Genomic DNA, 17263 nt, shown 5'->3' with positions numbered 1-17263 from the left:
CTGGAGTGTTGCTGTCGCACGAGTTGTTGGTGAAGACACCAACAAGGGCGAAAAAACACTAAAAAGAGCAAAAAAACGAAAAAAGCTCATTACTCAAAGCTTAAAGCTCACAGCTCTATCACGCTTTCTTAATCAAGTCCTCCAATAAATCTACCCACATTGGCGAGTTATTCAAGCTTTCTACCAATTGCCAATGTTGTCCGCCAAAGCTTTCAAACATTTCGCGGTATTCTTCTCCAATCTCGATAGTTGTTTCTAAGCAATCCGCCACAAAAGCTGGCGAGAATACCAAGATGTTCTTTTTGCCTTGGGCGGCTAATTCTTTGATAACTACGTCTGTATAAGGTTTTACCCAAGGGTCGCTTCCTAACCTCGACTGGAAAGTAGTCGTATATGTGTCTTCTTTCAAGCCTAATTCTTTTACTAACAAGCGAGTCGTTTCATGACACTGCGCACGATAGCAATATTGGTTCATTGAATGGATGGTATCGCAACAAGACCCAAACTTACAAGTATTACCCGTACAATCTCCTTTCTTAATTTGGCTTTGTGGCAGTCCGTGATAACTAAACATAAAGTAATCATAGTCATGTTTTGCCATATAATTACGCGCTGCATTAGCAAAATATTCAATAAACTTTGGATGATCATAAAAAGTATTGACAAAGCTTATTTCAGGAATAATCTGCCAATCTTTCACGATGCTCATCGTTTTTTCATACACAGAACCCGTACTTGCCGAAGCGTATTGTGGGAAAAACGGAACAACAACTATTTTTTTATAGCCCGATTTCTTGAATTGTTCCAAGGCAACATCCATACTAGGGTTTTGATAACGCATGGCCAATTTCACGTCATAATCTTCTCCTAACTGCACTTGAAGCATTTTCTCGATGTCCTCCCCATAAAACTTTAATGGCGAACCTCTATCAGTCCAAAGCTCTTTATATACTTTCGCAGATTTTGGTGCTCTAAAGGGTGCGATGATAAGGTTTATCAACATCCATCTGAAAGCGTAAGGGATATCTATTACCCGTCCATCCATCAAAAACTCCCGTAAATATTTACGTACATCTGGTGTATTGGGGGAATCTGGAGTACCTAAATTAACGATTAATACCCCTGTTTTAAGCTTTGCTGTCAACGATTTATCAGACAACGTGTATGGTTCTTGTACTTGCATTTTTATAAATTAAATTTCTCTTATTTACGTAACTCTTCGCTCACGAGATTGTTTGAAGACAAAATCTAAAATGCAAATTTGTTCGATTTTAATATTTCTTCCGCTCTTTTATGGATTTATTTTCGAGAAACTTTCTAATTAATTTTTCCAACCTACTGGCTTAAATGGCGTTCTGTATAAACCATCAGCACACTGAACGTACTCTTTACAATTGGCAGAACCCGCAGGGCATGCAAATATATCACCGACAATCCTTACAGGAACAGGAGCTTCTCCTGCTGGAACTCCTACGGAACGGTCTATATAAAATATCTTTTTCTTCAATGAGTGTACATCAAAAATACCGAGTATCTTTTCGCTAGTATTGGTTGTTGATTTGATATTATAACTAAATCGTGTTTCGGCAGGCACATCAAATAAAGTACCACTATTTTGTGTTTGTGCTACCAGACTTTGATAATAGTTATATGTATTTTTGGTGATAGAACGCTGTTCAAAATGAAGATAGTAGGGGCTAATATCATCAAAAGGTATGCGGGCTACCTTTCTTCCTGTAATCCTTTGTCCATTCAAATACGAATCTGAAAAAACATTCAGCTCATTAGAAAAGGTTATGTTCCAACAATCTCCATCACATTTATAATTCAAAATTACGTCTGTTGGTACTTTAGGGAAAGTACAGGTATTCTTGGTAAAATCATAGTAGCCATTCGGACAAGTCTCGCAAATAAAAGCACGTTCATAATGTTTCCAATACCATTGATAGTTATCTCCTGTAGTAGGGAAGTCTTGAAAATCTGCATAGATATTAAAACCTCCACGACGAGGGTCTCCTTTGGCATAATTGTCTTGTACGTCAAATTTAGTAATCACATTTTCTATTTCTGGAACTGGTCTCATCGTTTCAGCCGCAGAAACATACTTTTTACCATCTAACGTTTCGATAGATAAGGTATACGTTCCACCCACACGTCCAGTATATCCATCGGAAGTCTGGTAATAACCTGTAGATTTAGGGTCTGTTAAGTTTTCAACAACACCTTTTTCATCTGTTAAATAAACCTTGGCTTTTAATACTGGCAAAAAATATCCTCCCGAAATTTTATCTGAAGACATATATAAATGCACTTTATGTGGGCCGGGTTGGTCTGTCAGGGTAGCCTCTATCGTAAGAAAGCTTTTTGAAGATACTTGTACAAAGTCTGTAATTGGGGTAATACACGAGGCTACCAGTATACAGAAAAGTAAGGAAAATATTGGAAATTTAGTTTTCATGATAATATATTTCAATCTTTCTAAACGAAAGCAATACAAGTCTTTTTATAAAAATTTAAAATTATAAGTCAATGAAATCAATGGGTTAGCGAAAACACTTAACTCATAAGGTTTCAAGGCAGCACCGGCAGATTTGAAGAATACTGAATAGGCATTTTTTCTGCCATAAAGATTATACACGGTAAAAGTCCAGCTTCCCTCCCAGCGCTTTTCTTTCATACTTGGATTCGTAATTGTCCATGAAAAATCTAGGCGGTGATAATCCGAAATCCTGTCATTGTTTCGGGCTTCATACACTGGGTATCTTTTATTATCAATCTGAAAGAAACCTGATGGTGACGAAAACGGACGACCTGTATTATAGGCAAACGTAAAAGAGAAACTATGGTGAATAGTTGGCTGTACGTTCATCATAATATTCAAGCTATGCGGTTTGTCATAATTTGAGGCATACCAATTACCATCAGAAATTTGTTGGAGTTGAGGATAATCGCCTGTTACTTGTTGTAAAGAACGGGCAAATGTATAACTCACCCAACCATTCAACTCGCCTCTTTTTTTCGTTAACATCAATTCTAATCCATACGATTTGCCTTTGCCTGAAATTAATTGTGTTTCTATCGCTTTAGCCAATTGTAGGTTTGCTCCTGAAATATAATCCACGACATTCTGTGTTGAACGATAATATCCCTCTGCTGAAAACTCCCACACATTATCTTTATAGGTTTTGAATACGCCTAAAGATACAAAATCACTAATCTGAGGTTTAATATATTCATCCGCGGTTTTCCAGCGTGCCGTAGGCAGTGGCGTGGTGTTATTAGATAATAATTGAATGAATTGCTGCATTCTATTATAGCCTACTTTCAAGGTACTGTTTTCACCCAAAGAATATTTTATGGCTAAACGAGGTTCAAAACCGCCATAAGTTTTCTCTACAGCACCACTAGAAATAATTTCTTCCCCGATTTGAGATGAGGTTGTTCTTGGCTCTCCATCTAAATATTTTCGAGTAGTAGTAGGCCCTAAGCTTAAGTATTGTGCATACCTAATGCCAGCTTGTATCGTTAGCTTTTCATTGGCTTTGTATTCATCATCCACATACAATCCTAATTCTAACGATTGTTCCCTTGGCAATAAAACGCTCGAAATCCTTGATTTTATATTTTCATTCAATTTACCTGGTGAAATCTGGTAATTGATTGCGCTAGCACCGAAATTGATTTTGTGTTGCTCGTCTGGATTATAATCAAAATTTACCTTGATGTTTTTATAATCAATGCTGTTGTACAAATCTATTCTATTGACACTATCGGGTGCATACGTTCTAGTTTTATAATTACTCACTACTCCTACTACATCTAAACTCAATTTTGTATTAAAATAGTGGCTCCAACGAGCAGAAAAATTCAAATGTCCATAGTCAAACTGGGTTTGTTTTGCCACTACGTTTTCTAAACTAAACAACGAATCTACCTGATAGAAATCTTTGCTCATATACGTAGAAAGCGAAATGGTATTATTTTTATTCGGTCTGAAATATATTTTAGTTGCTACGTCATAAAAATTAGCACGCGTATTTCTCATATTATCTGGCCCAATCCATTTAAACAAAAAATCATTAAAGGATGCTCTCCCTGCTACTACAACCGATAATTTTTCTTTGATAATGGGTACCTCAACCATCGCTCTGTTAGATACTAAACCAATTCCGCCCGAAAGTTTAAATTTTTCTAAGCTAGGGTCTGTCATTTTAATATCTAACACAGAGGCCGTCCGACCACCAAAGCGAGATGGAATACTTCCTTTGTATAGCTCCAATTCACGAATAGCGTCGGAAGCAAATACTGAAAATAATCCAAAAAGGTGGGTAGGGTTAAAAATAGGAGCTTCGTCTATATAGATTAAGTTTTGGTCAACATTCCCTCCACGTACATTTATGCCATTTGAGCCCTCTCCTACTGATGATACTCCTGGTAAGGTTTGTAACGAACGGATAATATCTACCTCACCCATCATCGCAGGCAACTTCTTGATACCTTTTATACTCAGCAAAGTAACTCCCAAAGAAGGTGTCTGTATGCTTTTGCGGGTAGCCTGACTAGAAACAATTACTTCTTCAAGTGTCTTAGAGACATCCTCTAAAGTAACATCCAATTGAGTATCTGCTTTTATGATTAGTTTTGTACGATAAGGCTTATACCCCACATGACTAACTTTAATGATGTATTCGCCTTGGGGTAAATACAGTTGGTAATTGCCCAGCGAGTCGGTGATTATACCTGATTTTTTGAAATCCAAAAAAATCGTTGCACCCGCAATTGATTCCCCTGTGTTGGAATCTCGCACTTTTCCTGATAATAAAGGCAACTTAAATTCTGTATTTTGTGCAAAAATTTGTGTAGTAAAAGAAATGTAAATACAGCAAAAAAATAAGCTCTTAAGGATTAATGTTCGTAAAGTTAGTTTCATAGTTTATTTTTAAAGTTGATGCCAGTCATCAAGATAAACTGGTTTTACAAAGAACGGCATTTTAACAGAAATCTATAGCATGATTTGTCACCTTATTATTACATATTGTATCAAATACTGACAATGTGCTAAAATTTCAAGACAGAATACTTAAAAAAAGCGTCGAAACAAAGTCCTGCCCGACTCGTTCCGACGCTTTTGGCATCTAAAAAACTATTAAAACTTACTTCACACTATTGATGTTTCTGTGGCATAACCGCAGCAGCATCAATCCCTAGCCCCTGAGCGATTCTCATACCTAAACCAATGTCTGCTCTGAACCAATGACATAATTGCAAATTGGTAATTTTATCTTTCATTGGGCCAGTAATGCCTGACATCGCACCTACGATGTTTTCTACAGTTCTCGCCTTGGCATCATCAGTCATCAAACGCCACAAATTACCCGGTTGCGTATAATGGTCGTTCTCTCCTTCGGCATTTCTATCATACCAGTTAGCAGTAGCGCTTTCTAGTTCCCAAGCTGGTTCACGATAGCTTTCATCTGCCACAATATCGTCAAATGAATTAGGAAAATAGTTTGGTCCTTTTCCACCATTGCCATCTACCCTCATCTGTCCGTCACGTTGATAATTGTTCACCGCAAATGGACAACGGTTGACAGGTATTTGTTCATAATTGCCTCCTAAACGATAACGATGCGCATCTGGGTATGATAACAATCGTCCTTGCAACATCTTGTCAGGCGAATAACCAATACCATCAATTACGTGAGCAGGTGCAAAAGCCGACTGCTCAACATCTTGAAAATAGTTATCAGGGTTTTCGTTCAATTCCAATACGCCAATATCAATCAAAGGATAGTCGGCATGAGGCCATACTTTGGTTAAATCAAACGGATTCCATCTATACGTTTTAGCTTCTTGCTCAGGCATCACTTGAATCTTTACATTCCATCTTGGGAAATCGCCTGCGTCAATGTGTTCTATCAAATCTCTTTGGGCAAAGTCCAAATCGTGCGCTTTCATATCATTGGCCTCGGCAGCAGTAAAGTTTTTAATTCCCTGTGCAGTAATGAAGTGGAATTTAATCCAGAAGCGTTCGTTATTTGAATTGATAAATGAGAAAGTATGTGAACCAAAGCCGTGCATGTGGCGATAACCATAAGGTGTACCTCTGTCAGACATCAAGATTAATACTTGATGCAATGATTCTGGGTTTAACGACCAAAAATCCCACATCATGGTTGGAGATTTTAAGTTGGTATGAGGGTCACGTTTTTGAGTATGGATAAAGTCACCAAATTTCTTAGGGTCTTTGATAAAAAATACGGGTGTATTATTACCTACTAAATCCCAATTGCCATCTTCAGTATAAAATTTCAATGCAAAACCACGTGGGTCACGTTCTGTATCTGCCGAACCTTTTTCACCTCCTACTGTTGAAAAGCGAAGGAACACGCGTGTTTGTTTTCCAATCTCGGAAAATACCTTTGCTCGTGAATATTTTGTAATATCCTCTGTAACAGTAAAAGTACCAAATGCACCAGAACCTTTGGCGTGTACAACACGTTCAGGAATTCGCTCACGGTTGAAGTGAGCCATTTTTTCATGCAGGATAAAATCTTGCAATAAAAGTGGACCACGCGGACCGACTGATTGAGAGTTTTCATTTTCATAGTAGGGTCTCCCAGAAGCAGTAGTTAATTTCTTAGTTGATTCAGACATGATAGTAAGCTATTTATATGTGAAGATTATTATTTGATGTCACAAACTTAGAATTTTTAGATATATAAATCAAATCGATAAATTTTATTTGTCAATAGAAAATAACTATACAACATATCTATTTTACTACTAAAAAAGGATTTTTTGAAGATAAAAGCCCAAAAAGTGGCAGATTTGATGGAAGAAAGGAATAATGAATCCCAAAAAAGTATAACATTTAAGCACTAATTGTTAAACATTTCATGGAATTGTGAAATTTGTTCCCTAATTTTGCACCTGAAAAATAAGTAATTTATTAATTAAAGAATTCAGCGAGCAACGATAGAGTATTTATTAATATTGTAAGTCTTTAATAATTAATCTCTAATTGATATTTAACTAATTCTTATCTAGTAGATTAAATACTATTCCAAATTCAAAATCACAAAACAAACTTATTATAATGGCATCAGTCAGACCAGATGAAGTATCAGCAATTTTGAGAGAACAACTCTCAGGAGCAAAATCAGAGGCTGAACTTCAAGAAGTAGGTACCGTATTACAAATCGGTGATGGTGTAGCCCGTATTTACGGACTATCGAAAGTACAGGCGGGTGAATTGCTCGTTTTTGATAACGGCTTAAAAGCCCTAGCTTTGAACCTTGAGGAAGATAACGTAGGAGCGGTATTATTAGGGGATTCGTCTGAAATCAAAGAAGGAGACACTGTAAAACGTACTGACGAAATCGCATCTGTTAAAGTTGGCGACGGTATCTGCGGTCGTGTTGTAAACACACTTGGCGAGCCTATTGATGGTAATGGACCAATCACAGGTGATTTGTATGATATGCCTTTGGAACGTAAAGCTCCGGGTGTAATCTTCCGTCAACCTGTAACTGAGCCCCTTCAAACAGGTATCAAAGCGATTGATGCGATGATTCCAGTAGGTCGTGGACAACGTGAATTGGTAATCGGTGACCGTCAGACAGGTAAAACTACTGTTTGTATCGACACTATCATTAACCAAAAAGAATATTATGAAGCTGGAAACCCTGTTTACTGTATTTATGTAGCTTGTGGTCAGAAAGCCTCTACTATCAAACAAATCGAACAAACACTTCGCAAAGCTGGTGCGATGGACTATACTGTAATTGTAGCGGCGGGTGCTTCAGATCCTGCTCCGATGCAATTCTTTGCTCCATTTACAGGTGCTGCAATTGGTGAATTCTTCCGTGATACAGGTCGTCCAGCATTGATCATCTATGATGATTTATCTAAACAAGCTGTTTCTTACCGTGAAGTTTCATTATTACTTCGTCGTCCTCCAGGACGTGAAGCTTACCCAGGTGACGTATTCTATCTTCACAGTCGTTTATTAGAGCGTGCTGCTAAGATTAACTCATCTGACGAAATTGCTCGTAGTATGAACGATTTACCTGAATCTATCAAGCATTTGGTAAAAGGTGGTGGTTCATTAACAGCACTTCCAATCATCGAAACACAAGCGGGTGACGTTTCAGCATATATTCCTACAAACGTAATCTCAATTACGGATGGACAGATTTTCTTAGAATCAAACCTTTTCAATGCGGGTATTCGTCCAGCTATTAACGTAGGTATCTCGGTATCACGTGTGGGTGGTAATGCTCAAATCAAGTCGATGAAAAAGGTAGCAGGTACTTTAAAGCTTGACCAAGCACAATTCCGTGAATTGGAAGCATTTGCTAAATTTGGTTCTGACTTAGATGCTGCTACGAAATTGACTATCGAACGTGGTCGTCGTAACCTTGAAATGTTGAAGCAACCAAACGGTGCTCCACAAAGAGTTGAAGAGCAAATCGCTATGATTTTCCTTTCAACAAAAGGTCTTCTTGATACGGTAGCGGTAAGCAAAGTTCGTGAATTTGAAAAAGATTTCATTAACGTAATGAACGCTACGCAAAAATCAACAATGGATGCTTTGAAAGCAGGTAAATTTGATGATTCTTTGACAGATGTCTTGACAAGAGTATCGAAAGAAGTAGCACCGAAATACGTGTAAAAAATAATTTTCAATTTTGAATGATAGAATGATAGTGATTTTACAAAGTAGATTAATTCACTATCATTCATTCATTCTATCATTCATTTATTAGAAAAGATAATGGCTTCATTAAAAGAAGTAAGAAACAGAATAGTCTCGGTAAACTCTACTCAGCAGATTACCAAAGCCATGAAAATGGTGTCGGCAGCAAAACTTCGCCGTGCGACAGATGCTATCGTTCAGATGCGTCCTTATTCAAGAAAATTGACTGAAATGATTGCTACCGTTTCTGCTAACGCAGAAGGAGCAAAAGAAAACCCATACACTATCGTTCGTGCTATCAACAAAGTATTAATCATTGTTGTTACTTCAGACCGTGGTTTGTGTGGTGCTTTCAATGCCAACGTAGGTAAAGCAGCTGTTAGCTTAATCAGCGAAAAATATGCAGCGCAACAAGTCGCTGGAAATGTTGAAATTTTGGCACTTGGCAAAAAAGGTGGTGAATACCTTTCGCGTCGTGGATATAATGTAAACACTGAGTATGTTGATATCTTTACAAGACTAAGTTTCACTAACGTACGTACTGCGGCAGAAGCAGCGATGAAAGGTTTTGAAGAAGGCAAATACGATGTTGTTGAATTGGTATATAACGAATTCAAAAACGTAGCCACTCAGATTTTAAAGACAGAACAAGTATTACCAATCGTTGAACAAAAAGACGACAAAGTGAAGGCTTCTTCTGTGGATTATATCTTTGAACCTTCTGAAGAAGAAATCATCAATGAATTAATTCCTAAGGCGTTGAAGTTACAAATCTACAAAGCCGTTCTTGAATCAAATGCTTCTGAGCATGGTGCTAGAATGACAGCGATGGATAAAGCAACAGATAATGCTGGTGAATTATTGAAAGAATTGAAATTACAATATAACCGTTCTCGTCAGGCAGCGATTACTAACGAAATCCTTGAGATTGTTGGTGGTGCAGAAGCTTTGGCAGCGGCATAAAATACGATATTTCATCAAAAAACTCATTCTCAAAAGGAATGAGTTTTTTTTTTGTTCTTGCTCAAATCAATTATCTCTTAAATGATTAATTTCCTCCTCAGAAAGACCAGTAGCTTGAATAATTGTTTCGATTGAAATTCCTAAAGAAAGCATATTACGAGCTACTTCTAACTTTCCTTTGTATATACCCTCTATCTCTCCTTCTAACTTCCCTTTCAATATTCCCTCTATCTCTCCTTCCTCTCTAGCAGTATCCAATGAGTTCTTTAAATCTCTGTAATACTTCAATGCAACCTCTTCATCGGCACTAATATATTTCTCTACAAATTCTGCCATTTACATATAATTTTAAACAAATATACATCATTTGGAAAATTGATAGATTAAATTTTTATTAGTTAAAAGTCTATTATACAAAAACTCAATAAAATGTATATCCTAAGAAAAAAGAATTCATCGAAGGTGAAATATTTTCACCCACCAATATTTACTGTTTATCTAAAAATTATATAGAATAACAAAAGCTAAAGAATTGTTAATGTAACTATCCTTAACTTTGCAGGATATACTTTAACAAATATTCTTCTCATGAAAAACTTTATTATTTCAATTCTTGCAATTTTTACCTTAAATGCTTCATTAAACGCTCAGGGAATTAAAACACCTGCACCGAGTCCTACACAGACCATCAAACAAGACTTTGCTTTATCTTCTATCGAGGTAGTGTATTCAAGACCAAACATCAGAGGCAGAGTAGTTTTCGGTGATTTAGCACCATTCGGTAAGCTATGGAGAACAGGTGCGAACGCTGCTACCAGAGTAACTTTTGGCGAGGATGTAAAAGTAGGTGGCGTAGCTTTAAAAGCTGGTACGTATGTGTTGTACACTATTCCTAACAAAGATGAATGGGAAGTGATTTTCAACAAAGGTTTGAACAATTGGGGCATTGATGGCTATAAAGCCGAAGAAGATGTTGCCAAATTCAAAGTAAAACCGATAGCCTTAGCAAATTCTGTTGAAACGTTTACGATTGAGATTGCCAACCTAACGGCTTCGTCAGCAGACCTTGAAATCAGTTGGGAAAAAACAGCCATTGCTATCCCAGTGACTGCTGATATTGATGGCAAAATCACCAAAGCCATTGAAACGGCATTAGCTGTTGATAGTCGTCCGTACTTTCAGGCAGCTAGCTATTATTTTGAAACAGGCAAAGATTTAAACAAAGCGTTGGCTTGGGCAGATAAAGCCGTTGAGCAAACACCTAAAGCATTCTGGATTATGCACTTAAAGGCAAAGATTCAAGCAAAGCTAGGAAATAAAGCTGTAGCGATTGAAACAGCCAAAAAATCAATAGAACTTGCTAAAGAAGCCAATAATATGGATTATGTAGCGTTAAATGAGAAGTTAATTGCTTCAATGAAGTAATATCATTGACTTCTTTTTTTGAACCTGTAAGAGTATTTAACGCTTACAGGTTTTTTTATGCATAAAACGATAGAAATCAGAAAAATAATTATACCTTTGCACCACTAACTTTAAAACGATTCTTTCAGTATCATTACTAACATGAAGCTAAGACAAATTTTCTGCTAACATCCTCTCTCGGCTCTGCAAAATCCAGTCTTCATGGATATTGCCCTCCGAAAGGGCAGTAATTTCAACATCAACCATTTCTGTTTAAACTTGTTTTTAATTTCTGTAAGATAAAACCAATTGCGTATCTTTAAAAATACTCAATCAGTTTAATCGTCGGCTTTTAGCTAGACAGTAATTAGGACGAATAGAAACAATATTAACGAAAACAACAATGTCAATATAAGATAACACTCGCAAAATTGTACATGCATTCCTTCAACAACAGGATTTAGAAACAATCATTATTGAAAGGTAATCATGTAAAAGCCTGATGACTTTAGGCTATTTATAAAATTCCAATATTGAACATCAAGATATTATGCATACTACCGAAGAAGTAAAAGAGACAGCCGTTTTAGTGGCTGTACAAACACAAAAACAAACAGCAGAACAAACAAAAGAATACCTAGACGAATTAGCTTTTTTGGCAGATACGTCGCAAATCAATACACTTTATACTTTTACACAAAAATTAGAAAAACCTGATACACGTACTTATGTGGGGAAAGGTAAGATGCAAGATATTATCGCTTATGTAGTAGATAATGATGTAGACATGGTAATTTTTGATGATGATCTTTCGCCTGTTCAAATCAGAAATATTGAAACTGAATTTGCGAAATTTCAGCATGAAGTAAAGATTCTTGACCGTAGCTTATTGATTCTAAACATCTTTGCGATGCGTGCCAAAACAGTGCAGGCAAAAACGCAAGTGGAACTGGCACAGCAACAGTATATTTTGCCAAGATTAACAAGGATGTGGACTCACCTTTCTAAACAACGAGGTGGCGTGGGTATGCGTGGTCCGGGTGAAAAAGAATTAGAAACTGACCGTCGTATTGCTAATGATAGAATCGTTTTCTTGAAAGAGAAACTCAAGCAAATTGATAAGCAAGCATTTACGCAGCGAAAAAATAGAGACCGAATGGTACGTGTATCCTTAGTAGGTTATACCAACGTTGGTAAATCTACGTTGATGCGTCGCCTAGCAAAGGCAGAAGTATTTGCAGAAAATAAACTTTTTGCTACGGTGGATGCTACGGTTAGAAAAGTGACTTTTGATACTATTCCTTTCCTGCTTTCAGATACTGTAGGGTTTATCAGAAAACTACCTACGATGTTGATTGAATCATTTAAATCGACTTTGGATGAAGTAAGAGAAGCTGATATTTTATTACACGTTGTTGATATTTCTCATCCAAATTACGAGGAACACATCGAGGTTGTCAATTCAACTTTAACAGAAATTGGTGCAGCCGACAAGCCGACAATTCTTGTTTTTAATAAGATAGATTTATTCTCGTCAGAAGAAGTTGTTATCAATGATTGGGAGATTGGGTCTGGGAATGAACCTGAAAATCAGCAAAGCAGGATTGAAAAAGTAACGGCTTTCTTGAAAAATTCGTATATGAATAATCCTCAACCTCAAACGGTTTTCATTTCGGCTGAACAAAAAGAAAACATAGAAGAGCTAAGAGAAACTATTGTGAAAGCAGTAAAAGAAAAGCACATTCTTATTTTCCCAAATTGGCTGAATGAAGTACATTATCCAACTGAAGAGGTTGAAGAGGAAGAAGAATAACAAGCGAATATTCCTCTCTTGCCTTGATTATTAAAGAGTTTTTAGAGAAATTTGCAGTTATTGAGATTACAAGGAATTTTTTCCTTGTAATCTCTACAAAGGCGCCATAGTTCAACGGATAGAATAGACGTTTCCTAAACGTTAGATGCGGGTTCGATTCCCACTGGGGCCACAGCGTTAAGAATGATGAATTGTGAATGATGAGTTGTATTAATACTTTAACCTTCGATGGCTTACTACTCACAATCATCAACTCACAAATCGTTCATATACAACGTTTTACGAACTAAATTTATACATTTTGAAGACCATTTCAATAGCTTTGTGTACATATAATGGTGCTAAGTTTTTAAGAGAACAACTTCAAAGCATTGCGAATCAAAAGCTTTTACCTAACGAAATCATTATTACAGACGATTGCTCTACTGATGATACAGAAAGTATTGTAAATGACTTCAAAAGCCTCCTCAACATTACCTTCATTCGGAATTCAACGCCTTTGAAGGTTAGTAAAAATTTCGAAAAAGCTATTTCCCTTTGTACAAGTGATATCATTGCGTTATGTGACCAAGATGACCTTTGGCACCCTGAAAAATTATCCACCATTTATAATTACTTTCAAAAAAATCCTTCAAAACTAGCCGTATTCTCTAATGCTAGATTGATTGATGAAAAGGGAAAAGATTTAGGGCAAACCTTTTGGCAAAAAGTAAGGTTAAATACTCCACAAATTGAAGCGTGGCAAAAAGGCAAAGCGCTTGAAGTGAATCTGCATGGTAATAGAGTAGCAGGGTGTATGTTGGCTTTTAAAAAAGAATTATTAACATTTTGTCAACCATTTCCTATCTTCAAACCACCCATGATTCACGATGGCTGGCTAACGTTGATAGCTTGTATGTTTAATGGCATTGGATTGATTGATAAGCCATTAATTTCGTACCGTCAGCATGAAGCGCAACAGGTAGGAACTAGGGCTGTACAACAAGGTAAGGTATTAAGTCTAAAAGAACGACTAGCACGCCCAAGGGCAGAAAAACTTGCTCCTTTTATCCAGAAAAGAGATGAATATAGCTATTTAAGCACCATCATTAAACAATATTTAGGTCAAAAAGATGGTTTAATAGTAAGTAATAATTTAAAAAAGATAGATTCCGTCATAGATTTTTATGAAACCAGAGCTACCCTACCTATATTTCATTTATTAAGAATTTTACCTGTTATGAGATTATTAATAATGGGCGCATATCATCGCTATAAAGACCAAGAGGCTTCATGGAAAGCCCCTTATATTGCAGCTTTTGGTGATTTATTTGAATAATGAAAAACCCTTACCCATGAAATTAATATATACCGTTTGTACTTCTAATTATCTATATCAAGCCCTTACCTTGGGAGAATCTATCGAAAAGACTAACCCTGATTACAAGTTTATCATCTGTCTTGCTGATAAAATACCCGTACTTGATTTCGAAATTCCCTATCAAATTATTCCTGTAGAAAGCATCAACTTTCCTGCGCTGGAAGACTATAGCAATAAATTTATTACCCTTGAGCTTGCCTGTGCATTAAAGCCTATTTTTGCCCTTCATTTGTTAGCGATATATCCAGCTTTAGAAAAACTGATTTATTTAGACACGGATATTTATTTGTACGAGTCGCTAGAGGGTGTTGAAAAGAATCTTGATGAGCATGATATTATCATTACCCCTCATATTACGAAGGAAATTGCCTTATCTGAACGTTGGAACGAAAAGCAGTACTTGAATGCGGGTTTGTATAATGCAGGTTTTATCGCTTTTAAGCGAACGGAAAATACGTTGAAATTCTTGGATTGGTGGCAAACGCATTTAAACAAATACGGCTATGTAGACTACTGCAAAGGAATGTTTGTCGACCAGTTATGTTTGAATTTTGTGCCCGTATTCTATGATAAAGTATTGATTGATTACAATCCTAGCCTGAATATAGCTTATTGGAATTTACAAGAACGACAGTTAAGTGTTAAAAACGGTAGCTATTTTGTGAATGACACTAGCCCTTTAGTATTCTTTCATTTTAGCGGATATAATCCTGAGAAGCCAAAGTTGGTTTCAAAACATCTTAAATTATCAAGCAATAAAAATCAGCAGGCTTTAAAACAAATCCTTCAACAATATAGAATTGCTTTAATCAAAAACCACTTCAATTACTTTAAAGGCATTATACCTGCTTATGGTATTTATGTGGTGCCTCCCAAAGAAAAGCATATTGTTGGAAAATTGATTGAGAAGTCGGCTTGGAAAGTAATTAATTACATAGAAAATTTTTAAGGATTTTCTATGTAATTAACTTCTATAGCATATTAAGCCTTTGCGATGGCCTTGTTAATTTCACTTGCCAAAGCAGGCCCTTCGTAAATAAAGCCTGTGTAAATTTGTACTAAGCTGGCTCCTGCATTGAGTTTTTCGATGGCATCTTCCGAAGAATGAATCCCTCCTACTCCGATAATCGGGAATGCTTTATTTGATTTTTCTGATAAATAACGGATTACTTCTGTAGAACGCTTTTCGACTGGCTTCCCACTCAATCCTCCCATTTCAGATTTCAATGCCTCCGCAGAGACTAATCCTTCACGAGAAATGGTAGTATTGGTAGCAATCACGCCTGCGATATGCGTTTCTTGGACAATCTCGATGATATCATCTAACTGAGAATCCGTCAAATCTGGTGCTATCTTCAACAAAATGGGTTTAAATTTAGCCCGTTTTTCATTTTCAGTTTGCAATGTTTGTAGTAAATTCTTCAAGGGTTCTTTTTCTTGTAAAGCCCTAAGATTAGGCGTATTGGGCGAACTTACATTTACCACAAAATAATCAACGACATCGAATAATTCGTGAAAACAGATTAAGTAATCATCCACTGCATTTTCATTGGGCGTTATTTTATTCTTACCAATGTTTCCGCCAATCAAGATTGTAGATTTTCTTTGCTTTAATTTGATAACGGCTTCTTTTACGCCTTCGTTGTTAAAACCCATTCTGTTAATAAGGGCTTCGTCTTCTTTCAAACGAAACAAACGAGGTTTATCATTACCCGGTTGTGGTTTCGGTGTAAGTGTCCCGATTTCAATAAAGCCAAAACCCATGGTAGAAAGCTCGTCAACCAAGAGGGCATTTTTATCAAACCCAGCGGCTAAACCTACGGGGTTTTTGAATTTCAATCCAAATACTTCTCTTTCCAATACTGGATTTTCATAATGATATAATGCTTTGAAAATCGAAGGAACAAAAGGGATTTTAAACAAGAATTTTACTAAACTAAAAGTAATATGATGGGCTTTTTCAGCATCAAATTGAAATAAAAGAGGCTGGAGAAAAAATTTGTACATGGATTACGTTTTTCATGAAAAATAATGGCAAAATTACTAAAAGCCCAAAGAAAAACCTCTCAAGTATTAAATAACTTGAGAGGTTTTTCAATATCTACTATCGTAAAGCTTATAACTTAGCTTTTAAAATTACTTCTTACCTGGTTTTTTAAAAACCGATTCGTCAATAGTTGGGTTCAATTTAATTGATTCTGTTTCAATAGTCATCGTTCCTCCCATTGGGTTTGCTGTTTCCATTGTGTAAGGAAAAGTTAGTCCATCGATTTGTTTAAAGTTCGAGAAAGTCACTTCTGCTTCAATTTCTTGCCCTTGTACTTTACGTTTTCCTGTTGTTTTTAAGGTATAGTATGTTGATGTTGACACATATAAGTAGGTAACATCTCCATTTTTTTCAGTTAGTTTCAACTTATAAGCATCAGCACCATCTACTTTTTCAGTTCCCACTAATTCTACTGTAGAGCCTTTTTCTTTATAATATAATAAAGAACCTCCTAAATCTACTTGTTTGCGAGATTCTCTAATCATAGCAATAGGCATATCTTCAGGTTCTCCTGTACCGCCCATCATTGCTGGTCTAACAGACCAACCCGTTTCTCCATCTACAGCCGTAATAATTGATTGCCCCATTACTGAAACATCACTTCTTAATGCTTTACCATTCACAATGATTGTTTTACTATCAATGTCCATGCCTTGAACCGAGAATTTATTTTTCATCTCTAAGCCCTTCAAAGCTTTCCATTTTTCCAATCCACCCATTGCTTGAATGTGTTTTGCCACAATTTCATCTGTAGTTTGGGCAAATGCACTAGCAGTAGTTGCTATTACAATTAGCGCCGAAGTAATAATTTTTGAGATCTTCATCGTTGTTTTTTTAATGTTCTTAACTAATAATTGCTTGGTTTAATGATATACTATTATGTATAATAGTAATTACGCTTGAAATGTAGCGAGTATTATATTCATGACAAAATATAATCATGATAATCAGTGAATTTAGAGGATGAATGGAGCT

Annotated in this window: 13 protein-coding genes and 1 tRNA gene; 7 read left to right on the top strand and 7 right to left on the bottom strand. The window is 36.3% G+C overall.

Annotation, left to right across the window (positions count from 1 at the left end):
- Positions 1-118: 118 nt before the first annotated feature.
- The 4 genes from hemH to AC07N0_RS10030 form a co-directional block, all read right to left on the bottom strand.
- Entirely contained in the window at positions 119-1183 is a 1065-nt protein-coding gene (gene hemH / locus AC07N0_RS10045) for a ferrochelatase (protein WP_494589062.1), read from the bottom strand.
- A gap of 138 nt (positions 1184-1321) precedes the next feature.
- Positions 1322-2458 carry a DUF4249 domain-containing protein gene (locus AC07N0_RS10040; protein ID WP_494589061.1) on the bottom strand — a complete coding sequence of 379 codons (1137 nt, stop codon included), beginning with the start codon at positions 2456-2458 and terminating at the stop codon, positions 1322-1324.
- Between the two features lie 45 nt (positions 2459-2503).
- Positions 2504-4930, bottom strand: a complete 2427-nt coding sequence (locus AC07N0_RS10035) for a TonB-dependent receptor (protein ID WP_494589060.1) — start codon at positions 4928-4930, stop codon at positions 2504-2506.
- A gap of 233 nt (positions 4931-5163) precedes the next feature.
- Positions 5164-6657 (bottom strand): catalase, encoded by a 1494-nt coding sequence (locus tag AC07N0_RS10030; protein ID WP_492802684.1) that lies wholly within the window; start codon positions 6655-6657, stop codon positions 5164-5166.
- A gap of 442 nt (positions 6658-7099) precedes the next feature.
- Between AC07N0_RS10030 and atpA the strand changes: the two genes are divergently transcribed.
- Positions 7100-8677, top strand: a complete 1578-nt coding sequence (gene atpA, locus AC07N0_RS10025; RefSeq protein ID WP_323252552.1) for a F0F1 ATP synthase subunit alpha — start codon at positions 7100-7102, stop codon at positions 8675-8677.
- 102 nt (positions 8678-8779) lie between these two features.
- Complete coding sequence (gene atpG, locus AC07N0_RS10020; protein ID WP_492802682.1) at positions 8780-9664, top strand: ATP synthase F1 subunit gamma; 885 nt, start codon at positions 8780-8782, stop codon at positions 9662-9664.
- 66 nt (positions 9665-9730) lie between these two features.
- Here atpG and AC07N0_RS10015 read toward each other — a convergent pair whose 3' ends face one another.
- A complete protein-coding gene (locus tag AC07N0_RS10015) occupies positions 9731-10000 on the bottom strand; it encodes an Rpn/YhgA-type helix-turn-helix domain-containing protein (protein ID WP_494589059.1) in 270 nt (89 codons plus the stop codon).
- Positions 10001-10252: 252 nt separating this feature from the next.
- Between AC07N0_RS10015 and AC07N0_RS10010 the strand changes: the two genes are divergently transcribed.
- From AC07N0_RS10010 to AC07N0_RS09990, 5 genes are all read left to right on the top strand, one after another.
- Entirely contained in the window at positions 10253-11089 is an 837-nt protein-coding gene (locus AC07N0_RS10010) for a DUF2911 domain-containing protein (RefSeq protein WP_492802679.1), read from the top strand.
- Positions 11090-11618: 529 nt separating this feature from the next.
- The gene (gene hflX / locus AC07N0_RS10005; RefSeq protein WP_492802678.1) at positions 11619-12881 is read left to right on the top strand and encodes a GTPase HflX; all 1263 of its coding nucleotides are present in this window, start codon (positions 11619-11621) and stop codon (positions 12879-12881) included.
- 100 nt (positions 12882-12981) lie between these two features.
- Positions 12982-13053 (top strand) — tRNA-Arg (locus tag AC07N0_RS10000).
- Between the two features lie 129 nt (positions 13054-13182).
- Positions 13183-14199, top strand: a complete 1017-nt coding sequence (locus AC07N0_RS09995; protein ID WP_494589058.1) for a glycosyltransferase family 2 protein — start codon at positions 13183-13185, stop codon at positions 14197-14199.
- Positions 14200-14215: 16 nt separating this feature from the next.
- Positions 14216-15190 carry a hypothetical protein gene (locus AC07N0_RS09990; RefSeq protein WP_494589057.1) on the top strand — a complete coding sequence of 325 codons (975 nt, stop codon included), beginning with the start codon at positions 14216-14218 and terminating at the stop codon, positions 15188-15190.
- A gap of 32 nt (positions 15191-15222) precedes the next feature.
- Here AC07N0_RS09990 and AC07N0_RS09985 read toward each other — a convergent pair whose 3' ends face one another.
- Together AC07N0_RS09985 and AC07N0_RS09980 are read right to left on the bottom strand one after the other, a co-directional pair.
- Complete coding sequence (locus AC07N0_RS09985) at positions 15223-16248, bottom strand: quinone-dependent dihydroorotate dehydrogenase (RefSeq protein WP_494589056.1); 1026 nt, start codon at positions 16246-16248, stop codon at positions 15223-15225.
- A 129-nt stretch (positions 16249-16377) separates the two neighbouring features.
- Complete coding sequence (locus tag AC07N0_RS09980) at positions 16378-17112, bottom strand: outer membrane lipoprotein-sorting protein (protein WP_494589055.1); 735 nt, start codon at positions 17110-17112, stop codon at positions 16378-16380.
- Positions 17113-17263 lie beyond the last annotated feature (151 nt).

It is taken from the genome of Arcicella sp. GW821-FHT09D11 (assembly GCF_059416265.1).
Note: the sequence above shows the minus strand (reverse complement) of the source record. Positions and strands in the feature narration are given on the sequence as shown.